A 22,469-nucleotide genomic window follows, 5' to 3' on the forward strand; every position below is an offset into this window, starting at 1 on the left:
GCGATGACCTCGACGTGGCTGGTGTGATCACGGCGTCGGCCGTCCGGGATGGCCCCGTTCACCGGGTTGAGCCCACGTGCCTTCGGGAAGTGGTGACGGTTCTGCGGCGCGAGGGTGCGGATGCGGTCCGCAAGGGCCGGCTTTGGAGTCTTCCGCTGGAGGACCGGGCGTTGCTAGTAGCGGCTTACTGGTGCACGAATTTGACGACGAGGCAGCTCGCCCCGCTGTTCGGGGTGTCCAAGTCACGGCGGACCGGATCATCGACCACCTCGGGCAGATGCTTGCGCTCCAGCCCCGCAAGAGGTTCGCCAAGGACATTGTGCTCATCGTGGATGGCACCTGGTCCCCACCCGCGACCACACCATCGCCGCGCAGTCGAAGAACTATCGGTACTCCACCAACCACCAGGTCGTCATCGACGCCGACACCTGCGAGGTCGTCGTGGTCGGCCGACCGCTCGCAGGGAACCGCAACGACTGCAAGGTAGGCATGTATCGAAGGTCCCGCCCGGCACGCCCGCTGCTGCATTGTCGGGTTATTTGAGTACGCCCGGTACGAGGACGCCCCTCCGCCTTGCGACCTAGTTCCGCCGCCGGATGTGACCGGGCGCCTCATGCCATAGCCTCCCCGCATGACGGCAGTTGACTCTCACCCCAGCGGCCCCCGCAGTCCGGAGCAGCGCAAGCGCGAGGCGCTTGAACGGCTCGCGCGGGACGACGACGTATGGGCCGCCACGGCCGACGCCACCGGCGAGCCGTGCCTCGTTCCGCTGGCCTTCTGGTGGGACGGCGAGGCGGTGTGGCTGTCCACCCGCGACACCAACCCGACCGGGCGCAACCTGTGTGCCTCGGGTCGGATCCGGCTCAGCTTCGGCCACAGCCGGGACGTGGTCCTGGTCCACGGCACCGCACGCATGCTGACCCGAGAGGAGCTCCCGGCCGAGGTGGGCGACGCCTTCGCCGCCAAGGATGGCTGGGACCCTCGCAAGGACCACCCCTCGTACGTCTTCTTCCAGGTCACCCCGCAGGTGCTGCAGGCGTGGGGCACGGTTCCCGAGATGGCCGGACGGACCCTGATGCGCGACGGGAAGTGGTTGGTCTAAGAAGGCTTCGCTGATCGGTCACCCGGGTTGTCAGTTCGAACGAGGTTTTCCTGATCGGGTGATCGCGGCAGCTTCGACGCGTGAAGGCAGAATCCCTCGGTAATTCGGGGTTGCGAAGCCATCCGAGCACCGGGAGTCCCTGTTGCCGCAGTCTTGCGTGAGTGCGCCTGCCGCGTCCGACTACCGCGTGTCGCCATGTGATTGCCTCGCGCACCGGTTCGGAAATGCCGCGGATCGTCCGGTCCGGACACCGTGCTATGGCTCCGACATGACCGAGGCTGAGTGGCAGGTCATCCGTGCGTCAATGCCGGTGCCGGCCTGGCTGGAGGGGCGGGGCGGCCGTCCGGAGGGCTACTGCCACCGGCAGGTGATGGACGCGGCCCGCTACGTGGTCGACAACGGGGTGAAGTGGGCGAACCTGCCCAGGAACTTCCCACCGTTTCGGCGGGTGCACGCCTTCGTCCGCCGCTGGTGCATCACGGGCCTGCTGGCCGAGCTCCACGACCGGCTGCGCGACCGCGTACGGGAGAAGGAAGGGCGCTCGCCGGACCCGACAGCAGCGATCATGGATTCGCAGTCTGTGCGGGCGGCATCGAATATCCCGCGCTCGACGTCGGGCTGGGACGGCGGGAAGAAGACGGCAGGCCGCAAGCGCCACGTGGTCACGGACTGTCTCGGGCTGGTCCTGGTGGTGCTGGTGACCGCAGCCGACGTCCAGGACCGGGATGCGGCGGTGGGGCTGCTCGAGCGGTTGCGCGCGCTGTATTCTCGGTCCGTCTCGTCTGGGCGGACGGCGGCTATGCCGGGCGTCTGGTCGACTGGGCAGCCGAGAAGATCCAGCTCACTCTTGAGATCGTGAAACGCTCCGACGACACACGCGGGTTCACGGTGCTGCCGCGAAGGTGGGTGGTGGAGCGAACGCTGAGCTGGCTGGTTCGCTCGCGTCGCCTGGTGCGTGACTACGAGACGCTGCCCGCCATGCACGAGACGATGGTGCTGTGGTCCATGACCATGCTGATGAGCGGCCGCCTATCCGGGCGCCGCCGGGACGCCTTCCTCAGTCGGCCGCCGACACCGGCGGCGGCGCAGTGAACACGTTCGGCCGCAGCTCGGTGGCCCAGCCCCGCGCGGCCAGCCGCCTGACCCGTGAACGCACCCCCTCGATCCGGGCCGGCGTCATCTCCCAGCCCAGCGCGAGCGCGATCGGCTTGATCCGCAGCCCACCGGCCGCGTCCCGCGCGGCCAGGACCTGCATGATCTGCTGGTACTCCGGCGCGAGTACCTCGATGCCGACGCCCTCGGCCCGCTCGGGCACGACCCGGCCCGCCACCACGGCCCTGGCCTGCCCGACCTCTTCAGCCAACGGCTCGGCCAGCACCTCCGCCACCGTCGCGCGGGCATCGGTCAGCCGCTGAAGTGCGCATTCGGCGGCGTCCAGTGCGGCCTGCACACGTTCGGCCTCCTCCCGCAGCTGGGCGACTTCCTCACGGACCTTCTTCTCCCGGGCCTCCAGCAGACCGAGCACCGACGGCATTCGCCACCTCCACGAGCGACACGAACATGAACCGCCCGAACTCTCCCGCCACCGAACGCAGTTCATGCCCGTCGGCAAAAACTCAGCGATCACGTTCGGAAAGCGGAAGCCTTCTTAGGTAACTCTGGTCGTGCGAGAGAGGTACCAGATACTTCCGGACAGGAGCACTGCGCACCAGGCGGCGACGGAGAGGGCGGCCGGAGCCCAGTGGGCGTCGGAGGCGAGCCGCGTGAGTGCAGAGCCTGGCAGCCATGCAGACACGGCCCAGCCTTGAGCTGCCGCGAAGACGGTCAGGGCGGACTCGCCCACCAGGATCCACACAAAGAGGACACTGAGCGCGGCCCCGGTACTGCGTAGCAGTAGCCCCGCGGCGGAACCGTAGACCGTGGCGGCGACCAGCGCCGCCAGTACTCGCAAGGCGACGGATACGCTGCCGAGCCATACCGGACCAGACGTCCAGGCCGAGGTGTCCAGATGGCGAAGGCAGGCCGCGATCCACGTCGTTGCGACGGTTGCCAGGCAAGTGGTCGCGGCTACGAGTACCGCCAGTACTGCCTGCCCGGCCACCTTCCCCAGGAGGAGCTCGGGCCGGTCGGGCAGGCGGACGAGCAGATTGCGCCACGTGCCGTATCGGTACTCCTTTGTGAAGGAGTTCGCCGCCACTGCCATGAGGATCAAGCAGATGAACGACGTGGCCGTCTGCAGGGGTTTCAGGGGCCCGCTGATTCCTGCCGTGGGGGAGTCGGTGAGAGCGACCAAGGTGGCTGCCGCGATCGCGGCTACCGCGCCCGTACCGATGAGGAGGGGGATCAGTACGCGGGGGCGTAGGGTCTTCACCCGTTCGCTGCGGTAGGCGTGTACGAGGGCGGTCAGCACTGCGATTCCTGACGGAGGAGGGAAAAGAAGGCTTCTTCGAGCGTGGGGCGTCGCACCGTGAGGTGGGACAGGGTGATGCCGTGGGCAGCCGCGGTACGGTTCAGCTCGCCCGCGTGCTCGGCTGCGGTATCGACCAGCAGGCGGTCCTCGTGCCGTCGGACGTCGTAGCCTGCCTCTGTGAAGGCGCTGGTGAGAGCGGTGAGCTGGTCCTTCCGTTCCGGGGCCGCCTCGATGGACGAATGCTGGGAGGCGGCAAGGGCGTTTCGGTCCCCTTGAAACAGCGTGGCGCCCTGGTACAGGAAGACGAAGTGGTCGCAGATGGCGTCGAGTTCGTTGAGCTGATGGCTGGATATCAGCACAGTGGTGCCGTCGGACGTCAGGCTGCGCAGAAGCTCGCGTAGTTGTGCGGTGCCGACCGGGTCGAGGCCGTTGGTGGGCTCGTCCAGGATCAGCAGGCGCGGTTCGGTCAGGAGGGCCACGGCGATGCCGAGTCGCTGGCGCATGCCGAGCGAGTAAGTAGCAACCGGGCGGTCGGCTTGCTGCTCCATGCCGGTCCGGCTCAGGGCGCGGTGGATGTGGTCATCGCCGAGGCCTGCGAGTTCGGCCAGGACGCGGAGGTTCTTGCGGCCGGTGAGCTGGGGGTAGAGGGCGGGTTGTTCGATGAGAGCGCCCACCTGGGGAAGGTATCGGGCGGGGTGGTTGAGGGGAGAGCCGAGTACGGTGCCCGTGCCTGCCTCGGGCTGGTCCAGGCCCAGCAGGAGCCGCATCGTGGTGGTCTTGCCGGAGCCGTTGGGGCCGATCAGAGCCGTGAGCGATCCGGCGGGCACGGTGAGGTCGAGCTGGTGCAGGCCAGTGTGGCCGGGATAGGTACGTCGCAGGCCCGCGACGTGCACAGCGGGTTCGGCCGTAGCGTCGGGCGTGGTGGCCATCGGGGGCGGTGCCGTGACGGACGGAGTTGTCGGAGTCACCTGACGGGCTTGTGGGGTGGTCTGAGTCATGGGGTGGACTCCGCGGTGGTTGGCTCCGGGCGAGTGAGGGCGTCGGTGGCGCCCAGGCGTCGCAGGGCGGTGGTGACGGTTTCGTCCGCCAGGCGCACGTCGTGCACGACGCAGCCGTGCTGGAGGACGAGGAGACGGTCGGCGAGGTCGTCCGCCCAGGCGAGGTCATGGGTGCACAGGACGACGGTCCGTTTCTGGGCGTGCCAGTCCCTCACCGTTTCCCGCAGCGTGGTGACGGCCGTGGCGTCGAGCGCGTTGGCCGGCTCGTCCATGAGGACGAGAGCGGGGTCGTGGAGGGTGGCCGCGACGAGGCCGAGCTGTTTGCGCATGCCCAGGGAGAGCTCTCGGACCAGGGCATCGTGGCGGTCCGCCAGCACCGTGTGCTCCAACCGCTCCAGGGCGGTCGCCAAGGGGGCTCCGTGCAGCCGGCAGATGAAGGACAGCTGCTCGCGGACCGTGAGGTAGTCGTACAGGGGAGGCTCGGCCTGGACGAAACCACGGACGGTCCGCGCGGCCAGGTTGGTCGCGGCGTGGCCGGCGATGCGTACCCGGCCTGCGCTGGGTTCGGACAGCCCGGCCAGCAACCGCAGTAGGGTCGTCTTGCCGGAGCCGTTGCGGCCCACCAAGCAGACGAATTCGCCGTCGTCGACGGTGAAGTGCGCCTCGTGCAGGGCGGTGTGGTCGCCGAAGCGTACGGTGACGGATTCGACGTCGATCACGGTGTTGCCTTCCTGAAGTGCAGGTCACGACGGGCCAGGGCGCCCAGCCCCACGCCCATGACGAGTAGGGCGGCGAGGCCGGCTCCGGTATCAATCGCAAGTGCGGTGCCGCCCTGCGCTCCGGTCGCGCCGCGGAGCACAGGGCCGAGCGCGGTAGGGGAGGCCAGCAGCGCGGCGAGCACGCCCTCGACCGTCTCAGCGACACCGGAACGGCTCGTCCGCTCGTCGTCGAACCTCTCAGGCAGCGGTACGAGGAATGCCGTCGCCACGATCGCGCAGCTTCCGGCGAGCAGCGCGACCGGAAGCGCCAGGAACGTACTGGGGACCATCGGTCCACCGCCGGCGAGCAGCAGCCCGAGGTAGCCGGGTACTACCGGCAGCGCGGCGATGACGGTGCAGGCCGCGACCTTGCCGACAAGGACGCGGCCGAAGGGGACCGGCGCCTGACGCAGCATCTCAATGGACCTGTGCTCGGCCTCCACGCCCGCGACCTGGGCGACGATGCCGGAGATGGCGAGGTACATCGCGACCGCCGCTGTGGTACCCCATGTGTCGGCGGGCAGTGACCACGGGAGATGAGTGCCGTAGCGGAGCCGTACACCGCAGCCGAGTGCGGCCAGGCCGAGGCCGAGTACACACACGCGGTACAGCGGGCCGGTCACGGCCGTGGGGCGGCGTTGCGCCGACAGCAGGTCCTTGATGACGACAGCGGTGATCAGCCCCGTGGCGTGGAGGGGGCGCGAAGCGGTCCGGCCAACGGTGGCCCTCGGCGCCGTCGGGCCGCATGGGTGCAGTGCACTGTGCCGCTCGGCGCGCCGCACCAGTCCGCAGGCCAGCACGACCAGCACCACCACGGAGACGGACCACACCGCCCATGTCCAGCTCAGATGCCCAGGCAGGAACAGCTCATCCCACCACTTTGGACGGAAGTCCGAGGCGGTGCGCCGGAAGGAGGCGGACATCGCCTCCGGCTTCAGCGTGGCGGATGGAAGGATGCCCGCCACGAGGGGCGAGACGAGATAGCCGAAGGTGAACGCCGCCGCCGTCGTCCAAGCAACTCTGCGGCCCACCGAGTGCATACCGCGGGACGTGGCCAGAGCAGCGGTTGCGCAGACCCGCGACAGGGCCGCCGTCAGTGCCGTACCCGCTGCTGTCACCAGGACGGCAGGCAGCACACGTGCGCCGTCCTCGGACGCCGACAGCCAAGGGACCGCGACCAGGACCGCTGAGAGGAACACGCCGGTGGAACCTACGAGTTGGGGCAGCCACAGGCGGGCCAGGGAGACCGCCCGGGGCGGGACACGCCAGGCCATCAGCAGGCTGCGGTCCGGTGGCTCCAGCAGCATCCGCGTCTGGGAAGGCCGCGCCGCAAGCAGGTTTGCCATCACGATCACCATGACCACGGGCCAGCACACTCCGGCCACCGTGGACGCACCAGAACCGGTCACCGGAAAGACCCGCCCCACGGCGGTACTGATCGCCCAGAGCAGCGCAGCAACGAACAGCAGACCACTTACCCCGACGACCAGCACGAAGGTCCGCAAGGGGGCCGACATATCACGGTATCCCGGAAGCCGGTTGCGCCGGCGCCGCAGATCTCCCTCGAGCACGGTCAGACCGGCCCGCCACGCATACCGCCGGTCGGGCGAGGCCCGCCTGCGCGGTGCCTGGACTCCTGGCTGACGCTCCATCCTCTGCCCCTGCCGCTCAGACAGGCCGACGCCACAGCAGCGCGACGGCGCTTGCCACCACCACGCAACCGATGAACGCGAGCGCCACGGCGTCCAGCCCCTCCGCCGCAGGAAACCGCCAACCCGCGACGCCCAGGGGTACACACACCAGCGCGGAGACACCGAACAGCAGCCAAGTGCCGAACGACGCCAACCCGACCAGCACCGCGAGCACGACCAACAGCACCGCGACCGCGAACCAGCCCCAGTTCAGCAGGTCCTGCGTACGCAGGACCCCGGCACGAGCGTGGTCGGTGATCTGCGGAGCCTGCTCGATCGCGGTCTTCGTGGCGTCCCGTGTCAAGCGGTACCAGACACCGCGTACCACGGCCAGCAGGGCGGCTGCTGCGCACAGGGCACCCGTAACGGCCATAGCGGAGCGTGGGTTCCGCTGGCGAGAGGCCGGCATGGCATTCCTTTCATGGAGGGGATCTCGTGGACAGTGTCGCGCGGGGGTACCGCGGCGTGGGCCGTCCGGCGATCAGGGTCAGGTGATCAGGCAGACCGCCGTGTAGAAGGCCGTGGGGACCATGGCGCAAGCCACGCTCCGTGGCCACGACAACTGCGCGGCGTGCCGCGCGGCAAACACGCAGGCGGCGGCCAGTACAGCCAGTGCCGGATCGGCTCCGCCCAGGACGGCGACGATGTGATCGGTGGCGGGCAGGGAGAACAGTACTGAACCCAGCACCAGCACAAGGAGCTTGCCAAAGAGGAAGCCCGTAACCGCGAGCCCGAGGAAGGTCCGGTCGTCGGCAAAGGACCCACGGCTTCCGGCGAGTCGACACGCGACGGCGCCGACCGCTCCCGCGATCAGCACGATGAACAGTACGCCAAGGGCGTTGAGTACCGAACCGAAGAGCCACGCCGCAGCGACTCCGGCCTTGACCGCTCCTGCGTCCGCGTCCGGGACCCGGTGCACCACGCCGTCGCGGTACTGGCCGAGCAGTGTGAGGTTGACCAACGGAATCGCCAGCATGAGTAGCAAGATGAGGAGCCGGTACGTCCGGCGCGGGGTGTTCCACGACTGGTTGGACTCTGCTGCTGCCTCTCCTTGTGGGGCCATGCCCGAGAAGGCACCGCCTTGCAGACCGGCTCGTGCCACGTCGGAGTTCACCTCGCACTCACCCAAGTTTCTACGCACGCAGCCACGACGAGCATGGCCATCGACAGCCCGAGCAGGGCTGCCGCATCGACAAGACTTTGATTGATCTGCACCTTTCGCCCGGCCAGAAGGGCTCGAGCCGCAGCCAGGGCGGGAACCAGCCCTGCTGCGATGGCCACGCCGAACGCGGGCAGTTCCAGCACCGCGTGCGGCAGCACGGTGCGCGCGAACGGCGCGGCACCGAGAGCGTAGGCGTGCGCGATGAACAGACCGCTGCTGAGCCCGGCGAAGAGCGAGACCAGGACCGCGCCGAGTCCGAAAGTGACGACTCCGCTAAATGCCACCGCGGCAATCCCGCAATTGTTCGCCAGAATTTCTGTGAACAAACCTACGCTTGGTTGTTTGGGCGCAACATGGACGGACTGCGACGTCCGGTCGGCGAAGAGAATTCCGCACAACAGGCAGCCCAGCCACAACACTTGACCACAGACAAGCGTCAGGCGTTGGCGTCGCGCGATCGAAGCCATAAAGGCCATCACGGCCCTCTCCCAAATTTCTCGGATGCGCAGCTGGGGATTCCTGGACGCGTGACTCTTGCGAGGCCCCGGAGTCCGGGGCCTCGCAAGAGTTCACCTATTCACCGGGATTAGGCGACGGCAGCGGTACGCCCGGCCCGCGCGATGGCCTTCTTCAGGATCCAGAGGCCAATGCCGCCAGCCGCGGTCACGCCGCCGAACATAGCCAGCGCGGAGGCAATGTCCGTCCCGGCCATAATGGCATCAAAGGCCTTGTTCGCAGCGGCGGTCGAGAGACCGAAGTAGCTGGTCAGCGCGTCGGGGGCGGACAGCGCCAGGGTGAACGGCGCGGCGATACCGACGACGGCGGCGCCGGCCGCGGCCATACGCTTCTTGGACATGGCAACAACAGACATGTATTCTCCACTAACTGCTCTGATGAGTGGTTGGCTGCATGGCAGCCGCGGGGTGCGTCAGTCTTGGTAGGGCGGCGCACCCCATTTTCGTACCGTCAAGAGATGAAATCAGGCGGGAATGCAGGATCACCTGCGGGCAACACCCGGCAAGGAATCGACAGGAACTTGTCAGTACCGTGGTCAGCGATACTCGCCCTGAACTCCCCCTGTTTCTCACCCCGTGACGACCGGACCATGTAATCATTTCGTCAAGCAACCGTCAACTCCACCCAGCCAACCCGAAATCGGACCTCACAAAGCGCAGCCCGAAGCCAGGCGCCCCCATAAAGGCACAGCTGATCCTTGCTCCATTCCTCTTGACCGCGACGCGAAGGTATCGATGTACTGATCTTTGAGTCGTGGTTGACGAGTGGGCGGCCGTGCGCGGCATACCAGATGTATGAGCACTCGAACTCGCAAGCAACTGAGTCTGGTTGGGCCGGAGCGGCGGCGTTCACACAGGGACGATTACTCGTACACGGGATGCGGCAGAGCAAGGTCGCAGAGGCGCTCGGAGGTCTGGCGTCTGCTGCACCGTCTGGGCTGGGCCTGGCAGGTACCCAAAGCGCAGGCCATTGAGCGCAACGAGGAGGCGATCGCCGCATGGTGCACGGAATCATGACCGGCAGCCTCCCATCCGCGCCTGGGGTAAGGCCGGACATACGCCGGCACTGCGGATGCCCGGCAAGCACAACGACAAGATCAGCATGTTCGCTTGGGTGTGCTCTCTCCTGTTCCGTTTGTTCGGTGAGTGGTCACTCGTCGGTGACGGGTGCCTCGTGCGGGAGTCGGTCGCCCGGTGCGGCTCGGTGGTAGGCCGCGAGTTGTGCGGTGGCGATCCGGTCCCAGTCCAGGTGGGTGTCCGGGAACATCGCGGTGACACCCGGAGAGGTTCTGCTGATCGTGGTGGGTAGCAACTTCGGACACGGCGGTGGTACCTCTTACAGCGGTGGCGGTATGAGCGGGGTGTACAGCACACAGTTCCGCCAGGTGCTCCTCATTGCTGGCGGTGGTGGAGGGGGAGGCACGAGCAGCGGCGCTGGTGGGGCGGGCGGTGGGGCCTCCGGAGGCGATGGGACCTTCGCCTCCGGCAGCGGTACCGCGGGACGCGGCGCGTCGGGCGGGACCGGCGGCGAGGGGGCACGGTGGGCAGACAACTACGCTGGCAGGGGAGGCAATACCGGGCAGACCGGCGGCCTGAGCAGGGTTAATTCCGCAGCCGGTTACCCGCCACTCCCCGGCATGGGGGGCGGCGGCGGGGCAGACTACGGCGGCAACGGGGGCGGTGGCGCCGGCTACGCGGGCGGTGGCGGCGGGATGGCTGGCGGCGGCTTTTTCGCTGGCGGTGGCGGCGGTTCTGGTTTCGCATCAGGCCCCGGTGTCTCGGGCGGGGTGACAATCGCAGGTTCGGGCCGCAGTGTGGCGGGAAAGAACGACCCCCTCTACCAGGCAGGCATCGGGGACGGTGGTAGTCAGTCGTACGGTCAGCCCGGGCAGGTGGTGCTGCAGTGGTAGGCACCTGTCTTAACGGTCGCTCAGGTCGACCCGAATCCCGTGGACATGGTGCCGGAAGTCACCACGCAAATGGCATTCACGGTGTCCGCGGACACCACGGTTCCCGCCGGCCGGACCATCACGCTAACCTTCCCGCCAGGCGTGACCTTGGCGCCGGGCGGCACTGTCCGCTACATCTGCCCACCCGGCAGCAACCTCCTACTGACCCCCACGGTCGGCCCTGGCGGGTCCATGAGCTTCACAGCCTGGGAGATCAACCCCTCGACGGCATGCTTCTACTCCGTCGACGTCCAGGCATCGACAACCACCCCCGGCCCCCTCCAGGGCAGCATCACCGTCGACGACACCACTGCGACAACTCAATTCAACATCATCAACTAACTGAGCCCGCCCCCTCGCGCTGTCGCTGGCCACTGTCACCGGCATCTCCGTTCCCCGGGCCGGCCGAAATGCAGGGGAAACGTGCTGCTGAGGCAAGGGGCCGCACGTCAGGGGCTCTGACGCCGTGCCGACCTGTCGCGGTAACCCCTCGATGCTGTCCGCCCCGGCGCACATCGCCGCCGCCAGCGACGTCACCTTCGCGGTCGAGTTCGCCCTTGCTGCCGCACAAGCGAGGGCCACAACGGCAGCCAGCTGCCTGGCCGGCAGACGCACGATCCCGGCCGGGTGGACGCCCTGCTGAACCTCGACGGCGGGGTGAAGCCGGAGATGGTGGCCACCGACAACGCCTCGTACTCCGACATGGTGTTCGGCCTGTTCAAGATCCTCGGCTACAACTTCAGCCCGCGCTTCCGCGACCTGGACGACCAGCGGTTCTGGCGGGCCACCATGCCCGGCGTCGTCACCGGCACCTACGGCGCTCTGGAAGACCTGGCCCGCAACCGCGTGAACCTGAACAAGGTGATCACGCACTGGCCGGACATGCTGAAAGTCGCCGGTTCCCTGGTCACCAACCAGGTCCGCGCCTACGACCTGCTGCGCATGTTCGGCCGCGAGGGGCGCCCCACCCCACTGGGCGCGGCGTTCGCGGAGTACGGGCGCGTCGCCAAGACCGAACATCTGCTGCGGGTGGTCGACCCGGTCGATGACACCTACCGCCGCCAGATGAACCGGCAGCTCACCGTGCAGGAATCCCGCCACAAGCTCGCGCGGGACGTGTGCCACGGCAAGCGCGGCACCATCCACCAGGCGTACCGGGACGGCATGGAGGACCAGCTCGGCGCGCTCGGCCTGGTCCTCAACGCCCGGCATCGAGGACCCGGTCGTCTTCGAGGAGGACCCGGGCACCTCCAGCCGCCTCCACCCGCTCCAGCGGCCGAAGTTCCGCGAGCTGCTGAACTACGCGCGGCCGGGTGACACCGTGCACCTCTCGGAGATGTTCCGCCTCGTACGGGGCACCGGGCACATCCTCGACGTGCTCGACGTCCTCCACCGCGACCAGGTCGCGCTGCGCATCCACGACGGAGCGTTCTCCGCGATGGACCTCACCGCCCGCCACCCACGCACCGGCGAACCGCTGTCCACCGTGAAGTTCATGGTGCAGACCCTCGCCGCCGCCGGCGAACTCCAACGCGACCTCCAGCGCGAGCTGACGTACGACGGTCTGCGCGCCGCCGAGGCCAAGGGCAGCAAGGGCGGGCGCCGCCCCGCCGTGGCGGCCGCGAAGACCGATGCCGTACGCACCGCGTACCTGGAGGGCCGCTCCATCGCCGCCCTCGCCCGCGACCACAGAGTTAGCCGCGGCGCGATCCGCACGGCCGTCGCCGACCTCCTGCCCGACCACACCGTCAGCGAGCAGGAGGGCGGCCCGGCTCCGGAGACGCCGGTCACCCTCGACATGCCGGGCAAGGTCGCCGACTTCCTCCGCGCCACCGACCTGGAGCCCGCCGAGCGCGCCGCGCTCGACCTGGGGGCGACTGTACGGCGCGGCCAGGGCTACACCCTGCGCGTCACGGCTGTCGCTGCGGTCCACCGCCGGCTCCTCCACCGCTCCCAGCCCCTCGACGGCGGCGAAGGCGTCCCTGCGGTCCCGGCCCAGCGCAAGGCCCGCCGCGAGTACGAGAACCGGGTCGGCGCGCTCACACCGACCGGGCCTTGATCTTTCTTACCGGGATTTCCTGTACTGCAACTACTCGTACCCGGCCAGGCGATGCAGGCTTTACGCCATCTTTCAAGCCTTATGCGTGTCATGTCCTTTTGGGGGAGTTTGGCTGGGCAGGCTGGGCCGCGTCGATCGGTGCACCCGGATGGTGCGTGTGAGTGGGAGGACGGGTTCATATGGCCGGTATCCAGCAGGAGGAGCGGATCGAGCGGCTGAAGGCGTTGCTGGTGGGTGAGAGCAGAAGCCGGCGGGCGGGCGCGGCGCTGTCTTCTGCTCCTGACCGGTCCAAGAACCTGATGCTGGGGGTGTTGCTGCACGGCGCGAACCGGTTGCGGGAGGGCTTTGAGCTGACCGACCTGGAGCAGGTTCTGGTGGATGCGCTTTCCACGATCGTTGACACCGAGGAGGTGAAGGCGTGGGGCGGGGCCTACCGGGAGACGGTGGCTGCCGCCGGGGCGGACAAGCTGATCCTGCCCCTGCTGATCACCTTGCGTTGGCCCAGGTATGGGTACTCCTTCAATGACCTGAGGTCTCAGCTGCCGAAGCTCAGGCAGGAGGCATGGGAGGCGCCGAATGTGTCGCTGGTCCCGTGGGAGGACCTGGTGTCCGGCCGCGTCGAGGAGGATGAGGCGTTCGTGGAGGCGATGCGGGAGACCGGCTTCGCCATCACCGGCATCGCCCGCTACTCCTCTCCCTCCTCCAGCGCGTCCTCCGAGGACGCCTTGGGTGCACAGGCCGAAGTGGCGGCACTGGAGCCGTGGCGGGTGAAGCTGGAGATGGAGAGCTTCTACGTCGAGCGTGAGGTCGGTGATCAGTGGAACAGCCGCGACGAGATCTACTTCGCCGCCTCCTCCGGTGTCGGCGGCGGCGTGGGGGAGACGTTCATCTCCGAGGAGTTCGGCGCCGTCGAGAAAGGCCAGACCCGCGAGTTCTCCAGCAGCCGCAAGGTGTTCCTGAACAAGATGTGCTCCAGCGGCACGGTCCTGACCGGCATCCAGGTCTGGGAGGCCGACCAGTCCAACTCCGCCTGGTACGACAAACTCCAGCTCGCCCTGGAAAGCACCGTCGAGATGGTCGACGAGTACGTCGACAAAAACCCCATGAACAACCTGGTCCCGGTCCCCGACACGGTCGCCATCGGCTGGGAGATCGCCAAGCTGTTCATCGCACTGATGGACACCCTGCGCAACCACGACGACCTGTCCTGCTCGCGCACCTTCATCCTGACCCGCGAGGACATGACCGCCCTGCACGGCGGGCGCGAGCTGGAGTGGAACTTCAACGGCGACGGCCACCACAAACTCCGCGTCCGCTACACCGGCGAGCGCCCTCCCTACCCCACCGGCAGCGTCTACTGCACGTTTAGGGACCAGGACGGCTCTTCCGGACAGGGCGGCGAATGGAGTACGCCGATGCCGCTGGGCGGGCGGGCGCAGGGCGCACCCCGCGCGGCCGTCCACGACGGCAAGCTCCATGTCGTCTACGCGAACGCGCATCAACAGGGGCTCATGACGTCGGGCTGGTATGACGGCACCGGGTGGAAGGCACCGACATCCACTGGAAGATCGACGCCACAGCCGGTGGGACTGGCCGTATGGAACCAGAAGCTGTGGAGCCACTGGTACGTCCCCGTTGGGCCCTGCCTCTGGGGCACCTCGTGGGACAGCGACCACTGGCATAACTACACCTTCCAGCTGACAGAGCTGGACACCAGATTCGGTTCCGGCCTGGCCGAGCGCAACGGAAGGCTCTGGGTGGCCCGCAGCTCCCACCGGCAGAGAACAGAAGGCAACGCGCTGGTCCTCTGCGGCAGCACGGAAGACGACGGCGGCCACTTCGGCGACGAGAAAGAGCTGGCGACGTCCTCGCACGCTTTCGGTACCGTCTCCATGGCCTACGGCCTGGACCGCATGTGGGTAACGGCCCGCCAGGACCGACAGGTACGCACCTACTGGAGCGCCAGGGGCCAGAGCCCCGACACGGCACAATGGCAGTCGGAGGCCGGCCCGCAGGCAGGAAGCAGCAACAACCCCGCCCTGCACTTCGACGGCCAGAACCTGTGGTGCGCGTACACCGACACCAGCGGCAAGCCCCACCTCAGCCGACGTGTGAACGAAACCAGCACCTCCGCCGGCTCCTGGAGCACCCCCGTCCCCATCGGAGACGGCACACACCCCACCGTCCTCGACGCCCCCGGCATCGCCACCTACAAGGGACGCATGTACGCCTTCTACCACGCCTGAGCAGGCAGCTGACCCGAACGAGGACACCGCACAGCCGCCAATCCGCATGCTCACCCCCGGCCTCGACGAACTCGCCCAGCCCCCACGTATCCGGGGCACGCACAGGGCACCGACCAGACCATGATCGTTCTCGGCGCCAACGGCTGTACCGGTGTTCCCTGAGGCCGTACACCCTGCGCGTCAGCGCCGTTCCCGCCGTGCACCGCGGGCTCCTCGCCCGCTGCCAGCCGCTCGACGGCGCCCAGGGCGGCCCGGCGGTCCCGGCTCAGCGCAAGGCCCGCCGCGAGTACGAGAACAGGGGCAGCGCCCTCACACCCTGAACAAGATCGTTCTCACCGATAACCGCTGTACCGATGTTCCCCGAGGCCGGGAACCCAGGGTGGTGCCCTTGGATCGGTAAGGCATTCCGCTGCGCGAGAGTTCCAATCCGCGCGACCGCGGTGCCGCAACTTGCGTCTATGTCGTAACGCACTTCAGCGCCTTCGGCGGTAACAGCTCTCGGGGGACCGCCAGGGGACGCGCAGGGGACGGAAGGACCCGGAAGGATCAGGAAAACCGACGCACGACCGGAACGGCTACAGGTCTCTGACCTGCGAATATAGGAAGATCGAGGCAAGATCGGGAAGTGTTCGGAAGATCCGTAAAGGACTCATAATCCGTCGGCCGTGGGTTCGAGTCCCACCCGCCCCACCACCGCCTGGCAGCGCAGAAACGATCAGACCCAGGCGCAGCGCACGGACGAGGGTCGTCACGCGTCGCGTGGCGGCCCTCGCGTTCGTTCCGGCCCCGGCCCGCCCCCGACCGTCATCCGTCGGCCCCTCCCCTGTAGATCTCCTGCGCGTCCTCTGCATGACACTACTCATGGTTATGGTGCGGCTACCCACTGCGACGGCGATGTAACCGTCCCTCGTGCCGATACGAGGGCGTGCGTCGGTACGAGGAGGTGTGCCGGTACGAGGACGATCCGCCGGGTCACGTCCGCGGGGCGGCCTCGCCCGCCAGGGCGCTCGGGCGGGCGGCGAATTCGGGTTCCGGGCTGAAGCGTGCCTGCATGCCGTCGGCCAGGGCGTGCAGGGCCGCGGCGCCGTCCCCGTGGAACGAGGAACCGTGCATCACGGCCAAGGTCTTGGGCGCGAGTGCGGCGAGCTCGTGCAGGGTTTGCACGGCGGCCGTCAGGCAGGAGGTCTGGCGGAATACCGCTTCCGCCTCCAGGGCCGGTTCGACCAGATCGTCCCCGGTGACCGGGGGCCCGTTGCCGATGTGGGTGAACAGGTCGCCGCACAGCAGCGTGCCGGTCGTCTCCTCGTACAGCACGCGGGCCTCCCAATTGTGCGGCACATGCGGGGTGTTGAAATGCCGCACCCGGCGCCTGACCTGCTTGCCGCCCAGGTCGAGCAGCTCGCCGTGGGCCATCGGGCGCGGCGGGCGGTCGGCCAGGTCGTTGAGGGAAACCAGGCAGCCCTGGAGGCCGTGCGCCACCTCGGCGTACGGGGCCGCGGCCAGGAAGTCGTTCATCGCGCCGCACTCGTCCGCCTCGACGTGTCCGAAGGTCAGCCAGCGCAGCCGTTCGAGGGGCAGGACGCGGCCGACGGCCGCCGAGACCATGGGGAACAGCGCGCGCATGCCCGTATGGAAGAGCAGCGGTTGTTCCGCGTCGATCAGGAACTGGTTGAAGGTGAAACCGGCGGGTGGGGCCACTTCGGGGATGAAGGTGGAGATCCGGTAGATGCCGTCGGCTATCTCATCGACGCGTGTCTCCATGGTGCAGCACGTCCTTCCGTCCGTCCGGCAGCGTGCACCCCGATCCATCCATCGTAGGGGCCGGTCGGGGCCTCCTCCTGGTGCCGATTTCCTGTGGCCGGGGGGTGTGGGGCGGCGCACCATGGAAGGGCCGGGAAGGAAGTGGTCCTGATGATCGAGGTCAAGACGATCGACAAGCCGGATGAACGGCGTGACTTTCCGCGCGGCCACCTCAACGCTCTGCACCTGACCGGACTGGACTTCGCGGTCGGCGTCTTCGAGCCGGGCTGGCGCTGGTCGGAGTCGGTGGGGCCGCTTGCCGGGACCGAGAGCTGCGAGGTCCACCACAACGGCTTCGTGGTCCAGGGCCGGATGAGGATCCGTATGAACGACGGTGCCGAGACCGAGGTCGGGGCGGGCGATGTGTTCGTCTGTCCTGCCGGGCACGACGCCTGGGTGGTCGGCAGTGAGCAGGTCGTCGTGTACGACTTCGCCGGCGGGATGGCGAGGGACTACGCCAAGTCGACGGGGTGAGGGGCGAGGGATGGATGGGGGGACGGGGCGGGGGTTGCGGGCTGCGGCTCTGCGGGTCGGTTCCGGGGCGGAGGTGGGGTTCCTCATGCGCGTGGGGTTCCTCACCCACTCCGGTCCGGATCGAATCTGAATCGGATGTCTAGGACGGCGCGCGCTGGGCAGGGGAGCCGGATGGTTCGGTGCGCCAGGTCGGTTCGGTGTGCGGAAAGTGCGGAATACGGCGCGGACGGCGACCGTTAACGCAGCTGGACACCGGCGGGACCGACCGGACCAACCGACAACGACCCCAGACCGGAAGCAGGGAAAGCACGCATGAGCACCGTAGAGCTCACCAAGGACAACTTCGACGAGATCGTCTCCGGCAACGGCTTCGTCCTGATCGACTTCTGGGCCGAGTGGTGCGGCCCCTGCAAGAGCTTCGGCCCGATCTTCGAGCGGTCGTCCGAGAAGCACGACGACCTGGTGTTCGCCAAGGTCGACACGGAGGCCCAGCCCGAGCTGGCGCAGGCCTTCCAGATCCAGTCCATCCCCACGGTGATGATCGTCCGCGACAACATCGCGGTGTTCGCCCAGCCCGGGGCGCTTCCGGAGGCCGCCCTGGAGGACGTCATCGGTCAGGCCCGGAACCTGGACATGGACGAGGTCCGCGCGTCGGTCGCCGAGGCGCAGCAGGCCGAGCAGGCGCAGCAGGCCGAGGCGTAGTAGGCGGCGAGCAGGGGCAGGGGCAGGTGAGGCGGGCACGTGAGCGAGCTGCTGTTGATCCGGCACGGCGAGACCGAGTGGAGCCGGAACGGCCGCCACACCGGCCGGAGCGATCTGCCGCTCACCGCCGACGGCGAGGAGCAGGCCCGCGCACTGCGGCCCCTGCTGTCGGGCCGGAAGATCGCGTATGTGTACTCCAGCCCGATGCGGCGCGCCCTGCGCACCGCCGAACTGGCCGGGCTCCCCACCCCGCAGATAGAGCCTGAGCTGCGTGAATGGGACTACGGCGGCTACGAGGGCGTCACCACCGCCGAGATCCACCGCGACCGGCCCGACTGGTACCTCTTCCGCGACGGCGTCGCCCCCGGCCCCGCCGGGCACCCGGGGGAGTCGCCCGAGGAGGTCGGGGCGCGCGCCGACCGGGTGCTGGCACGGATCACGCCCCGGCTGGATGTGGGAGATGGGGCCGATGCGGGCGATGTGGTCCTGGTGGCGCACGCCCACTTTCTGCGCGTACTGACCGCCCGCCGGCTCGGGCTGCCCCCGTCCGCGGGCGGGCTGTTCACGTTCGAGACCGGCACGGTCGGCGTCCTGGGCACCGAACACGAACGGCCCGCGGTGGTCGCCTGGAATGCGCGGAGTCTGTGACGTCCGGTGGTCCGTGACGTCCGGGAGTCCGTGACGTCCGGGAGTTCGTGAAGCCGGGAGGCGCGGAACGGGCGGTGCTGCGCCAAGGGGCGCGGCGTACGGCTACGGGGCCGTGGAGACGGCGCTCACGGAGCCAGCGGATCGAGATGCAGCGGTTCCACCTTGCCCTCGATCATCGCGCCCAGCCCATGGACGGCACAGGTGTCGGGGCGGTCCGCGACATGTACGGGCATGGCGGTGGCCTGCTCGATCATCGCCTGAAGGCCCGGGGTCAGCGCACTGCCGCCCGCGAGCATGATGCCGCGGTCCGCGAGGTCGGCCACCAGGTCCGGCGGGCAGTTGCGCAGTACCGCCCCGATACCGTCGAGGATCGCGGTCAGCGGCGTGGTGATGGCCTTCAGTACCCGCTCGGTGTCGACCTGTACGGAACGCGCCAGCCCGCTGACCACGTCCCGGCCGTGCACCTCGGTCGACGACGCCTGCGCATCGTCTCCGGACAGCATCACCTGGAGGGGGCGGACGGCCTGGTTCGGCACCATCAGCTCATGGTGCAGCCGCATGTGCTGGATGACCGCATGATCGATGGTGTTGCCGCCCACCGGAACGGTCTCGGCGGCGACGATCGAGCCGACCGACAGCACCGCGACCTGCGTGGTACCCGCCCCGCACATCACGATCATGGTCGCTTCCGGCTGCTCCACCGGCAGCCCGCAGCCCACCGCCGCTGCGATCAGCGTGTCGACCAGCTCCACCCGTCGGGCGCCCAGCCCGGTGAGGGTCTCCACGGCGGCCCGCTGTGCCAGCGGCTCGCTGCCGTACGGCATGCACACCGCCGCCCGCATCGAGGGCTTGCGCCGCCACGTCCTGCGCAGCTTGTCGCCGACGAGGTTGCGCAGCAGCCGCTGGGCCATGTCGATGTCCACGACGGTGCCGCCGGAGACCGGATGCATCACCCGGATGTAGTCGGGCGTGCGGCCGTCCATCACCTCGGCCTGCGCGCCGACGGCCAGCAGGGCTCCCGTGCGGACGTTGACCGCGGCCACCGACGGCTCGTCGACGATCATTCCCTGATTCTTGAGGTACACCCTTGTACGGGCCGCGCCGAGGTCGACGGCAACGGAGCAGCGCCGCAGCTGGGTGAGGCTTATGGTCATGGCGGATGACTCCCCTTTGGGCCGGGTGGGTGGAGTGGGCGCAAGAGTCGCTCCTGGCCATCGTGCGGCGAGCGGACGTCAGCGGCCCGTTGGGGAGGTCCGGTTGGGGGACGGGGCGGCCCGGACGGCGGCGTTTACGCGGTCCGGTCGACCAGTCTCTGGAAGAGCCCCCAGGTGAATTCCGTGACCAGGGCATGCGGCGCGGCATCCGGGTCGGGATCGGGAACCGTGCAGGCCAGCGCCCAGCGGGTGGGGGCGCTGCCCTCCATCGGGCGGGCCGGCGGGAACGCGCGGGCGACCTCGTCGACCGTGCAGGACCAGGGGGCGAGGTCCGCGGTGGTACGGAGGGCGGGGGCGGGGGCGCCGGGGGCGCGGACGAGCCAGGCGTTCCAGACGGCGCCGCGCTCGGTGGTCAGGATCTCGAACCGCAGATCGGGCCAGAGCGGCACCGGCCAGGTCAGCGCCTCGCAGGTCATATCGCCCAGGCGGCGGGCGGTGACGGACTCGGGGGCGCCGAGCAGCGCGCGGTAGGGCCGGAGGCCGCCGGGTGCGCGCGGGGCATGCATCCGCGCCTGCCAGCGGCGGTTGGCCTCGAGCAGATCGGCGCGGGAGGCCCCCAGCGTATGCAGCGCGTCCTCGACGAGTCCGGGCTGGTGGTCGGCCATCCGGCGCAGCAGAACGAGCTGGAAGGCGACGGGTCCGGGCGGGCCGGAGGGGCCGGTCGGAGGGTCGTTGTCAGTGGCGGCGTTCATGATGGACATCGTCGTGGATGTCGCGGGGGTGGATGTCGTGGTGGCGGATCTCGGGGCCTTGGCGGTTGCCGGGGCGGGTGCCGGCGGGGAGGAAGAGCACGGAGTTGACATAGCGGCGGTGCGGGGCGAGGGAGCGCCTCAGCAGGCCGTGTTCGGCGACATGGGAGGTACGGGACTGATGAGCGGGCAGATCGAAGTCGGCCAGCGGCGTCCAGCGGTCGTGCGGCAGGACCCAGCCGCGATAGCCGCGCGCCGCCGTCCACTCCAGGACGGGCGCCAGCGGCTGGATACGCGTCTCCAACTCCACGAACAGCGCCGGGAGTTCCCGCTCGACGGTGCGCGCGGCGCCGCGCAGCACGGCCAGCTCGCCGCCGTCCACATCGATCTTGATGAGGGTGACGGAGTCCAGCTCCAGCGAGTCCAGGGGGAGGCAGGGCACGTCCAGTCCGCTGCCGTGCAGCTCGCGGCGCACCAGCGAGGAGACCCCGCGCTCGCCCCGGCCGTCCGCCGGCAGCCAGAGGGTGGCGCGACCGGTGCGGTCGGCGGCCGCGGCGGGGACCACCTCGACATGCGGCGGGGTGACGGAGTCGATCAGCCGGGCCAGGTGTGGCACGGGCTCCAGGGTGACCACCCGCTCCGCACGACGGGCCAGCCGCCGGGTCCAGGGGCCCAGCCAGCCGCCGACGTCCACGGCCGTACCGCCCGTCGGGCAGAAGTCGGTCAGCCGCCCGAGTTCCGGCTCGAACCGCGGGTACAGCCCGCCCGCCAGCGCGGCCACCAGCCGCCCGGGCAGCCACGGCCCCACCCGCGCGGCGAGCGTCACGACGGCACCTCGGCTTCGGCCAGCCGCCGGAGGATCCGGTCGTGCTCGGCGTCGGTGACCTCTTCCCCCGAGGAGGGGAGGAGCTGCGGGATACCGTCCCGGATCGGATAGCGGCGGCGCATCCGTGGGTTGTAGAGCGAGCTTTCGCCCTCGCCCTCGCCGGTGAGGAGCGAGAGCGGCCCCTTGTCCAGCGGGCAGGCGAGGATCTTCAGCAGCGGGTCATCGAGGTTCATGGCTCAACTCCGTTGGCGAAAGGGGGAGTTACGGGAGGGCGAGCTATCGGAGGGTGGGTTGCCGGAGGGGGAGTTGCGGGAGCTGGGGGCTCATGGCGGGGGAGGGCCAGCAGGACGGTCAGGGCCACGGCCGTACCGCCGAGCCGTAGCGCCAGCCGCAGGGGATCGGCCGGCAGCGGTTCGCCGAAGGCGACGGTGCCGCAGGCGACGGTGAACACACAGGTGATGGTGGAGCAGACGGGGACGATGACGGAGGCGCGACAGCGTTGCAGCGCGGTCTGGGAGAGCACCAGCCCGGTGGCGCCGGTGAAGAGGAGGAGATAGGGGTACGGCGAGCGCAGCAGGTGCCCGGCCGCGGCCGGGATGTCGTGGGTGGTGAGCAGGCCGGAGACGCCCTTGATGGCCAGTGAACTGACGCCGTAGAGGAGACCGACGGCCACCCCGTAGGCGACGCCTGCCGTCGGCAGGCGGTGGCGGCGTCGTGCGCGCCGTTCCGCCGACCCGTACAGCAGCAGGCCCGCGGCCAGCGACGGCACGGCGATGGTGAGCAGCGTGGCGGGCGGGGCGGTGCGGGCGATGGTCCGGGCTTCGTCGCCCTGGAGGGAGGCGACGACCATCACCAGCGCGACGAGGATCGCCACCATGCTCTGGCGCTCCCGGCCGCTGGTCCGCTCGCCCAGCACCACCGACGACAGAATCAGCAGCAGGACCAGCCCCGAGACGAAGATGCCCTGGGCCGCGGCGATCGGGAGGGCGCGGTAGACGGCGAGTTGGGCGGCGAACCCCGCGGCCAGGGCGAGCGAGCCGCCGAGCCACCGCGGGCTGCCGAGGAGATGGCGTACGACCAGGGCGGGACGGCGGGTGCTGAGGGCGGGCAGCGTGGCCAGCGCGCGTTTCTCCAGCACGAAACCGGTGCTGTACAGCACGTTGGCGATCAGAGCCGATGCCACGCCCCACCACAGCATGGGCCTGCTCCCTTCTCCGCGTTCGGGT

Annotated in this window: 26 protein-coding genes and 2 pseudogenes; 13 read left to right on the forward strand and 15 right to left on the reverse strand. The window is 69.2% G+C overall.

Annotation, left to right across the window (positions count from 1 at the left end):
* Nucleotides 1-14: 14 nt before the first annotated feature.
* The 4 genes and pseudogenes from SNA_RS39235 to SNA_RS43665 form a co-directional block, all read left to right on the forward strand.
* A pseudogene (locus SNA_RS39235) lies at nucleotides 15-483 on the forward strand (helix-turn-helix domain-containing protein); the annotation flags it as partial.
* A 148-nt stretch (nucleotides 484-631) separates the two neighbouring features.
* Nucleotides 632-1,102 carry a pyridoxamine 5'-phosphate oxidase family protein gene (locus tag SNA_RS07355; protein WP_044363898.1) on the forward strand — a complete coding sequence of 157 codons (471 nt, stop codon included), beginning with the start codon at nucleotides 632-634 and terminating at the stop codon, nucleotides 1,100-1,102.
* A gap of 268 nt (nucleotides 1,103-1,370) precedes the next feature.
* The gene (locus SNA_RS43660; protein WP_241779571.1) at nucleotides 1,371-1,961 is read left to right on the forward strand and encodes a transposase; all 591 of its coding nucleotides are present in this window, start codon (nucleotides 1,371-1,373) and stop codon (nucleotides 1,959-1,961) included.
* Nucleotides 1,913-2,194, forward strand: coding sequence for a transposase (locus SNA_RS43665; RefSeq protein WP_338059799.1), 282 nt, complete (start codon nucleotides 1,913-1,915; stop codon nucleotides 2,192-2,194). The genes SNA_RS43660 and SNA_RS43665 overlap by 49 nt, the downstream gene beginning before the upstream one ends.
* On the opposite strand, the gene SNA_RS07365 is transcribed toward SNA_RS43665, so the two are convergent.
* The 9 genes from SNA_RS07365 to SNA_RS07405 form a co-directional block, all read right to left on the reverse strand.
* Nucleotides 2,160-2,636 carry a hypothetical protein gene (locus tag SNA_RS07365; RefSeq protein ID WP_030068828.1) on the reverse strand — a complete coding sequence of 159 codons (477 nt, stop codon included), beginning with the start codon at nucleotides 2,634-2,636 and terminating at the stop codon, nucleotides 2,160-2,162. The two genes, SNA_RS43665 and SNA_RS07365, sit on opposite strands and share 35 nt — an antisense overlap.
* Nucleotides 2,637-2,750: 114 nt before the next feature.
* A complete protein-coding gene (locus tag SNA_RS07370) occupies nucleotides 2,751-3,512 on the reverse strand; it encodes an ABC transporter permease (RefSeq protein WP_030068829.1) in 762 nt (253 codons plus the stop codon).
* On the reverse strand, nucleotides 3,506-4,510 hold the full coding sequence (locus SNA_RS07375) for an ABC transporter ATP-binding protein (RefSeq protein WP_104531927.1): 1,005 nt from the start codon (nucleotides 4,508-4,510) through the stop codon (nucleotides 3,506-3,508). The genes SNA_RS07370 and SNA_RS07375 overlap by 7 nt, the downstream gene beginning before the upstream one ends.
* Nucleotides 4,507-5,229 carry an ABC transporter ATP-binding protein gene (locus SNA_RS07380; protein WP_051877443.1) on the reverse strand — a complete coding sequence of 241 codons (723 nt, stop codon included), beginning with the start codon at nucleotides 5,227-5,229 and terminating at the stop codon, nucleotides 4,507-4,509. The genes SNA_RS07375 and SNA_RS07380 overlap by 4 nt, the downstream gene beginning before the upstream one ends.
* Nucleotides 5,226-6,785, reverse strand: a complete 1,560-nt coding sequence (locus tag SNA_RS07385; protein WP_044363900.1) for a hypothetical protein — start codon at nucleotides 6,783-6,785, stop codon at nucleotides 5,226-5,228. The genes SNA_RS07380 and SNA_RS07385 overlap by 4 nt, the downstream gene beginning before the upstream one ends.
* A 151-nt stretch (nucleotides 6,786-6,936) precedes the next feature.
* Nucleotides 6,937-7,332, reverse strand: a complete 396-nt coding sequence (locus tag SNA_RS07390; protein WP_030068835.1) for a hypothetical protein — start codon at nucleotides 7,330-7,332, stop codon at nucleotides 6,937-6,939.
* A 114-nt stretch (nucleotides 7,333-7,446) separates the two neighbouring features.
* Nucleotides 7,447-8,073 (reverse strand): YIP1 family protein, encoded by a 627-nt coding sequence (locus tag SNA_RS07395; RefSeq protein ID WP_107070864.1) that lies wholly within the window; start codon nucleotides 8,071-8,073, stop codon nucleotides 7,447-7,449.
* Nucleotides 8,070-8,588: a stage II sporulation protein M gene (locus SNA_RS39240; protein ID WP_157879867.1), complete on the reverse strand. Its 519-nt coding sequence runs from the start codon at nucleotides 8,586-8,588 to the stop codon at nucleotides 8,070-8,072. The genes SNA_RS07395 and SNA_RS39240 overlap by 4 nt, the downstream gene beginning before the upstream one ends.
* A gap of 119 nt (nucleotides 8,589-8,707) precedes the next feature.
* Complete coding sequence (locus SNA_RS07405) at nucleotides 8,708-8,977, reverse strand: uberolysin/carnocyclin family circular bacteriocin (protein ID WP_030068838.1); 270 nt, start codon at nucleotides 8,975-8,977, stop codon at nucleotides 8,708-8,710.
* 454 nt (nucleotides 8,978-9,431) lie between these two features.
* On the opposite strand from SNA_RS07405, the gene SNA_RS45115 reads away from it, so the two are divergent.
* From SNA_RS45115 to SNA_RS44655, 6 genes and pseudogenes are all read left to right on the forward strand, one after another.
* Nucleotides 9,432-9,653, forward strand: a complete 222-nt coding sequence (locus tag SNA_RS45115; RefSeq protein WP_078969747.1) for a helix-turn-helix domain-containing protein — start codon at nucleotides 9,432-9,434, stop codon at nucleotides 9,651-9,653.
* Nucleotides 9,654-10,777: 1,124 nt separating this feature from the next.
* Nucleotides 10,778-10,927: a hypothetical protein gene (locus SNA_RS42140; RefSeq protein ID WP_157879868.1), complete on the forward strand. Its 150-nt coding sequence runs from the start codon at nucleotides 10,778-10,780 to the stop codon at nucleotides 10,925-10,927.
* Nucleotides 10,928-11,215: 288 nt separating this feature from the next.
* A pseudogene (locus SNA_RS07415) lies at nucleotides 11,216-11,791 on the forward strand (Tn3 family transposase); the annotation flags it as partial.
* Nucleotides 11,792-11,795: 4 nt separating this feature from the next.
* Complete coding sequence (locus tag SNA_RS07420; RefSeq protein WP_078969748.1) at nucleotides 11,796-12,644, forward strand: recombinase family protein; 849 nt, start codon at nucleotides 11,796-11,798, stop codon at nucleotides 12,642-12,644.
* 179 nt (nucleotides 12,645-12,823) lie between these two features.
* The gene (locus tag SNA_RS43110; RefSeq protein WP_044363905.1) at nucleotides 12,824-14,890 is read left to right on the forward strand and encodes a hypothetical protein; all 2,067 of its coding nucleotides are present in this window, start codon (nucleotides 12,824-12,826) and stop codon (nucleotides 14,888-14,890) included.
* A gap of 197 nt (nucleotides 14,891-15,087) precedes the next feature.
* Nucleotides 15,088-15,210, forward strand: a complete 123-nt coding sequence (locus SNA_RS44655; protein WP_275041985.1) for a hypothetical protein — start codon at nucleotides 15,088-15,090, stop codon at nucleotides 15,208-15,210.
* Nucleotides 15,211-15,862: 652 nt separating this feature from the next.
* Here the strand turns inward: SNA_RS44655 and SNA_RS07435 are convergent.
* Nucleotides 15,863-16,651 carry an MBL fold metallo-hydrolase gene (locus SNA_RS07435; protein WP_030068460.1) on the reverse strand — a complete coding sequence of 263 codons (789 nt, stop codon included), beginning with the start codon at nucleotides 16,649-16,651 and terminating at the stop codon, nucleotides 15,863-15,865.
* 150 nt (nucleotides 16,652-16,801) lie between these two features.
* On the opposite strand from SNA_RS07435, the gene SNA_RS07440 reads away from it, so the two are divergent.
* The 3 genes from SNA_RS07440 to SNA_RS07450 all read left to right on the forward strand — a co-directional run bounded on the left by SNA_RS07440 (nucleotide 16,802) and on the right by SNA_RS07450 (nucleotide 18,514).
* Nucleotides 16,802-17,164, forward strand: a complete 363-nt coding sequence (locus SNA_RS07440; protein WP_030068459.1) for a cupin domain-containing protein — start codon at nucleotides 16,802-16,804, stop codon at nucleotides 17,162-17,164.
* 312 nt (nucleotides 17,165-17,476) lie between these two features.
* Nucleotides 17,477-17,866 carry a thioredoxin gene (gene trxA, locus SNA_RS07445; RefSeq protein ID WP_030068458.1) on the forward strand — a complete coding sequence of 130 codons (390 nt, stop codon included), beginning with the start codon at nucleotides 17,477-17,479 and terminating at the stop codon, nucleotides 17,864-17,866.
* Nucleotides 17,867-17,905: 39 nt separating this feature from the next.
* The gene (locus tag SNA_RS07450; protein WP_030068456.1) at nucleotides 17,906-18,514 is read left to right on the forward strand and encodes a histidine phosphatase family protein; all 609 of its coding nucleotides are present in this window, start codon (nucleotides 17,906-17,908) and stop codon (nucleotides 18,512-18,514) included.
* Between the two features lie 125 nt (nucleotides 18,515-18,639).
* Here the strand turns inward: SNA_RS07450 and SNA_RS07455 are convergent, their stop codons facing one another.
* From SNA_RS07455 to SNA_RS07475, 5 genes are all read right to left on the reverse strand, one after another.
* The gene (locus SNA_RS07455) at nucleotides 18,640-19,668 is read right to left on the reverse strand and encodes a rod shape-determining protein (protein ID WP_044363909.1); all 1,029 of its coding nucleotides are present in this window, start codon (nucleotides 19,666-19,668) and stop codon (nucleotides 18,640-18,642) included.
* Between the two features lie 134 nt (nucleotides 19,669-19,802).
* On the reverse strand, nucleotides 19,803-20,420 hold the full coding sequence (locus SNA_RS07460; RefSeq protein ID WP_030068451.1) for a hypothetical protein: 618 nt from the start codon (nucleotides 20,418-20,420) through the stop codon (nucleotides 19,803-19,805).
* Nucleotides 20,404-21,243 (reverse strand): FkbM family methyltransferase, encoded by an 840-nt coding sequence (locus tag SNA_RS07465; protein WP_044363910.1) that lies wholly within the window; start codon nucleotides 21,241-21,243, stop codon nucleotides 20,404-20,406. The genes SNA_RS07460 and SNA_RS07465 overlap by 17 nt, the downstream gene beginning before the upstream one ends.
* On the reverse strand, nucleotides 21,240-21,476 hold the full coding sequence (locus SNA_RS07470; protein WP_030068448.1) for a Trm112 family protein: 237 nt from the start codon (nucleotides 21,474-21,476) through the stop codon (nucleotides 21,240-21,242). The genes SNA_RS07465 and SNA_RS07470 overlap by 4 nt, the downstream gene beginning before the upstream one ends.
* Nucleotides 21,473-22,441: a DMT family transporter gene (locus SNA_RS07475; protein ID WP_044363911.1), complete on the reverse strand. Its 969-nt coding sequence runs from the start codon at nucleotides 22,439-22,441 to the stop codon at nucleotides 21,473-21,475. The genes SNA_RS07470 and SNA_RS07475 overlap by 4 nt, the downstream gene beginning before the upstream one ends.
* Between the last annotated feature and the right edge of the window lie 28 nt (nucleotides 22,442-22,469).

Source organism: Streptomyces natalensis ATCC 27448 (assembly GCF_000935125.1).
In the GTDB taxonomy this organism is placed as follows: Bacteria; Actinomycetota; Actinomycetes; order Streptomycetales; family Streptomycetaceae; genus Streptomyces; species Streptomyces natalensis.

Excerpts from the sequence above, each read along its gene's own strand:
- SNA_RS07355 (WP_044363898.1), top strand. The coding sequence starts at position 632 with ATGACGGCAGTTGACTCTCACCCCAGCGGCCCCCGCAGTCCGGAGCAG.
- SNA_RS43660 (WP_241779571.1), top strand. The coding sequence starts at position 1,371 with ATGACCGAGGCTGAGTGGCAGGTCATCCGTGCGTCAATGCCGGTGCCG.
- SNA_RS07365 (WP_030068828.1), bottom strand. The coding sequence starts at position 2,636 with ATGCCGTCGGTGCTCGGTCTGCTGGAGGCCCGGGAGAAGAAGGTCCGT.
- SNA_RS07375 (WP_104531927.1), bottom strand. The coding sequence starts at position 4,510 with ATGACTCAGACCACCCCACAAGCCCGTCAGGTGACTCCGACAACTCCG.
- SNA_RS07385 (WP_044363900.1), bottom strand. The coding sequence starts at position 6,785 with ATGTCGGCCCCCTTGCGGACCTTCGTGCTGGTCGTCGGGGTAAGTGGT.
- SNA_RS07390 (WP_030068835.1), bottom strand. The coding sequence starts at position 7,332 with ATGGCCGTTACGGGTGCCCTGTGCGCAGCAGCCGCCCTGCTGGCCGTG.
- SNA_RS39240 (WP_157879867.1), bottom strand. The coding sequence starts at position 8,588 with ATGGCTTCGATCGCGCGACGCCAACGCCTGACGCTTGTCTGTGGTCAA.
- SNA_RS07405 (WP_030068838.1), bottom strand. The coding sequence starts at position 8,977 with ATGTCCAAGAAGCGTATGGCCGCGGCCGGCGCCGCCGTCGTCGGTATC.
- SNA_RS45115 (WP_078969747.1), top strand. The coding sequence starts at position 9,432 with ATGAGCACTCGAACTCGCAAGCAACTGAGTCTGGTTGGGCCGGAGCGG.
- SNA_RS42140 (WP_157879868.1), top strand. The coding sequence starts at position 10,778 with ATGAGCTTCACAGCCTGGGAGATCAACCCCTCGACGGCATGCTTCTAC.
- SNA_RS43110 (WP_044363905.1), top strand. The coding sequence starts at position 12,824 with ATGGCCGGTATCCAGCAGGAGGAGCGGATCGAGCGGCTGAAGGCGTTG.
- SNA_RS07435 (WP_030068460.1), bottom strand. The coding sequence starts at position 16,651 with ATGGAGACACGCGTCGATGAGATAGCCGACGGCATCTACCGGATCTCC.
- SNA_RS07440 (WP_030068459.1), top strand. The coding sequence starts at position 16,802 with ATGATCGAGGTCAAGACGATCGACAAGCCGGATGAACGGCGTGACTTT.
- trxA (WP_030068458.1), top strand. The coding sequence starts at position 17,477 with ATGAGCACCGTAGAGCTCACCAAGGACAACTTCGACGAGATCGTCTCC.
- SNA_RS07455 (WP_044363909.1), bottom strand. The coding sequence starts at position 19,668 with ATGACCATAAGCCTCACCCAGCTGCGGCGCTGCTCCGTTGCCGTCGAC.
- SNA_RS07460 (WP_030068451.1), bottom strand. The coding sequence starts at position 20,420 with ATGAACGCCGCCACTGACAACGACCCTCCGACCGGCCCCTCCGGCCCG.
- SNA_RS07470 (WP_030068448.1), bottom strand. The coding sequence starts at position 21,476 with ATGAACCTCGATGACCCGCTGCTGAAGATCCTCGCCTGCCCGCTGGAC.
- SNA_RS07475 (WP_044363911.1), bottom strand. The coding sequence starts at position 22,441 with ATGCTGTGGTGGGGCGTGGCATCGGCTCTGATCGCCAACGTGCTGTAC.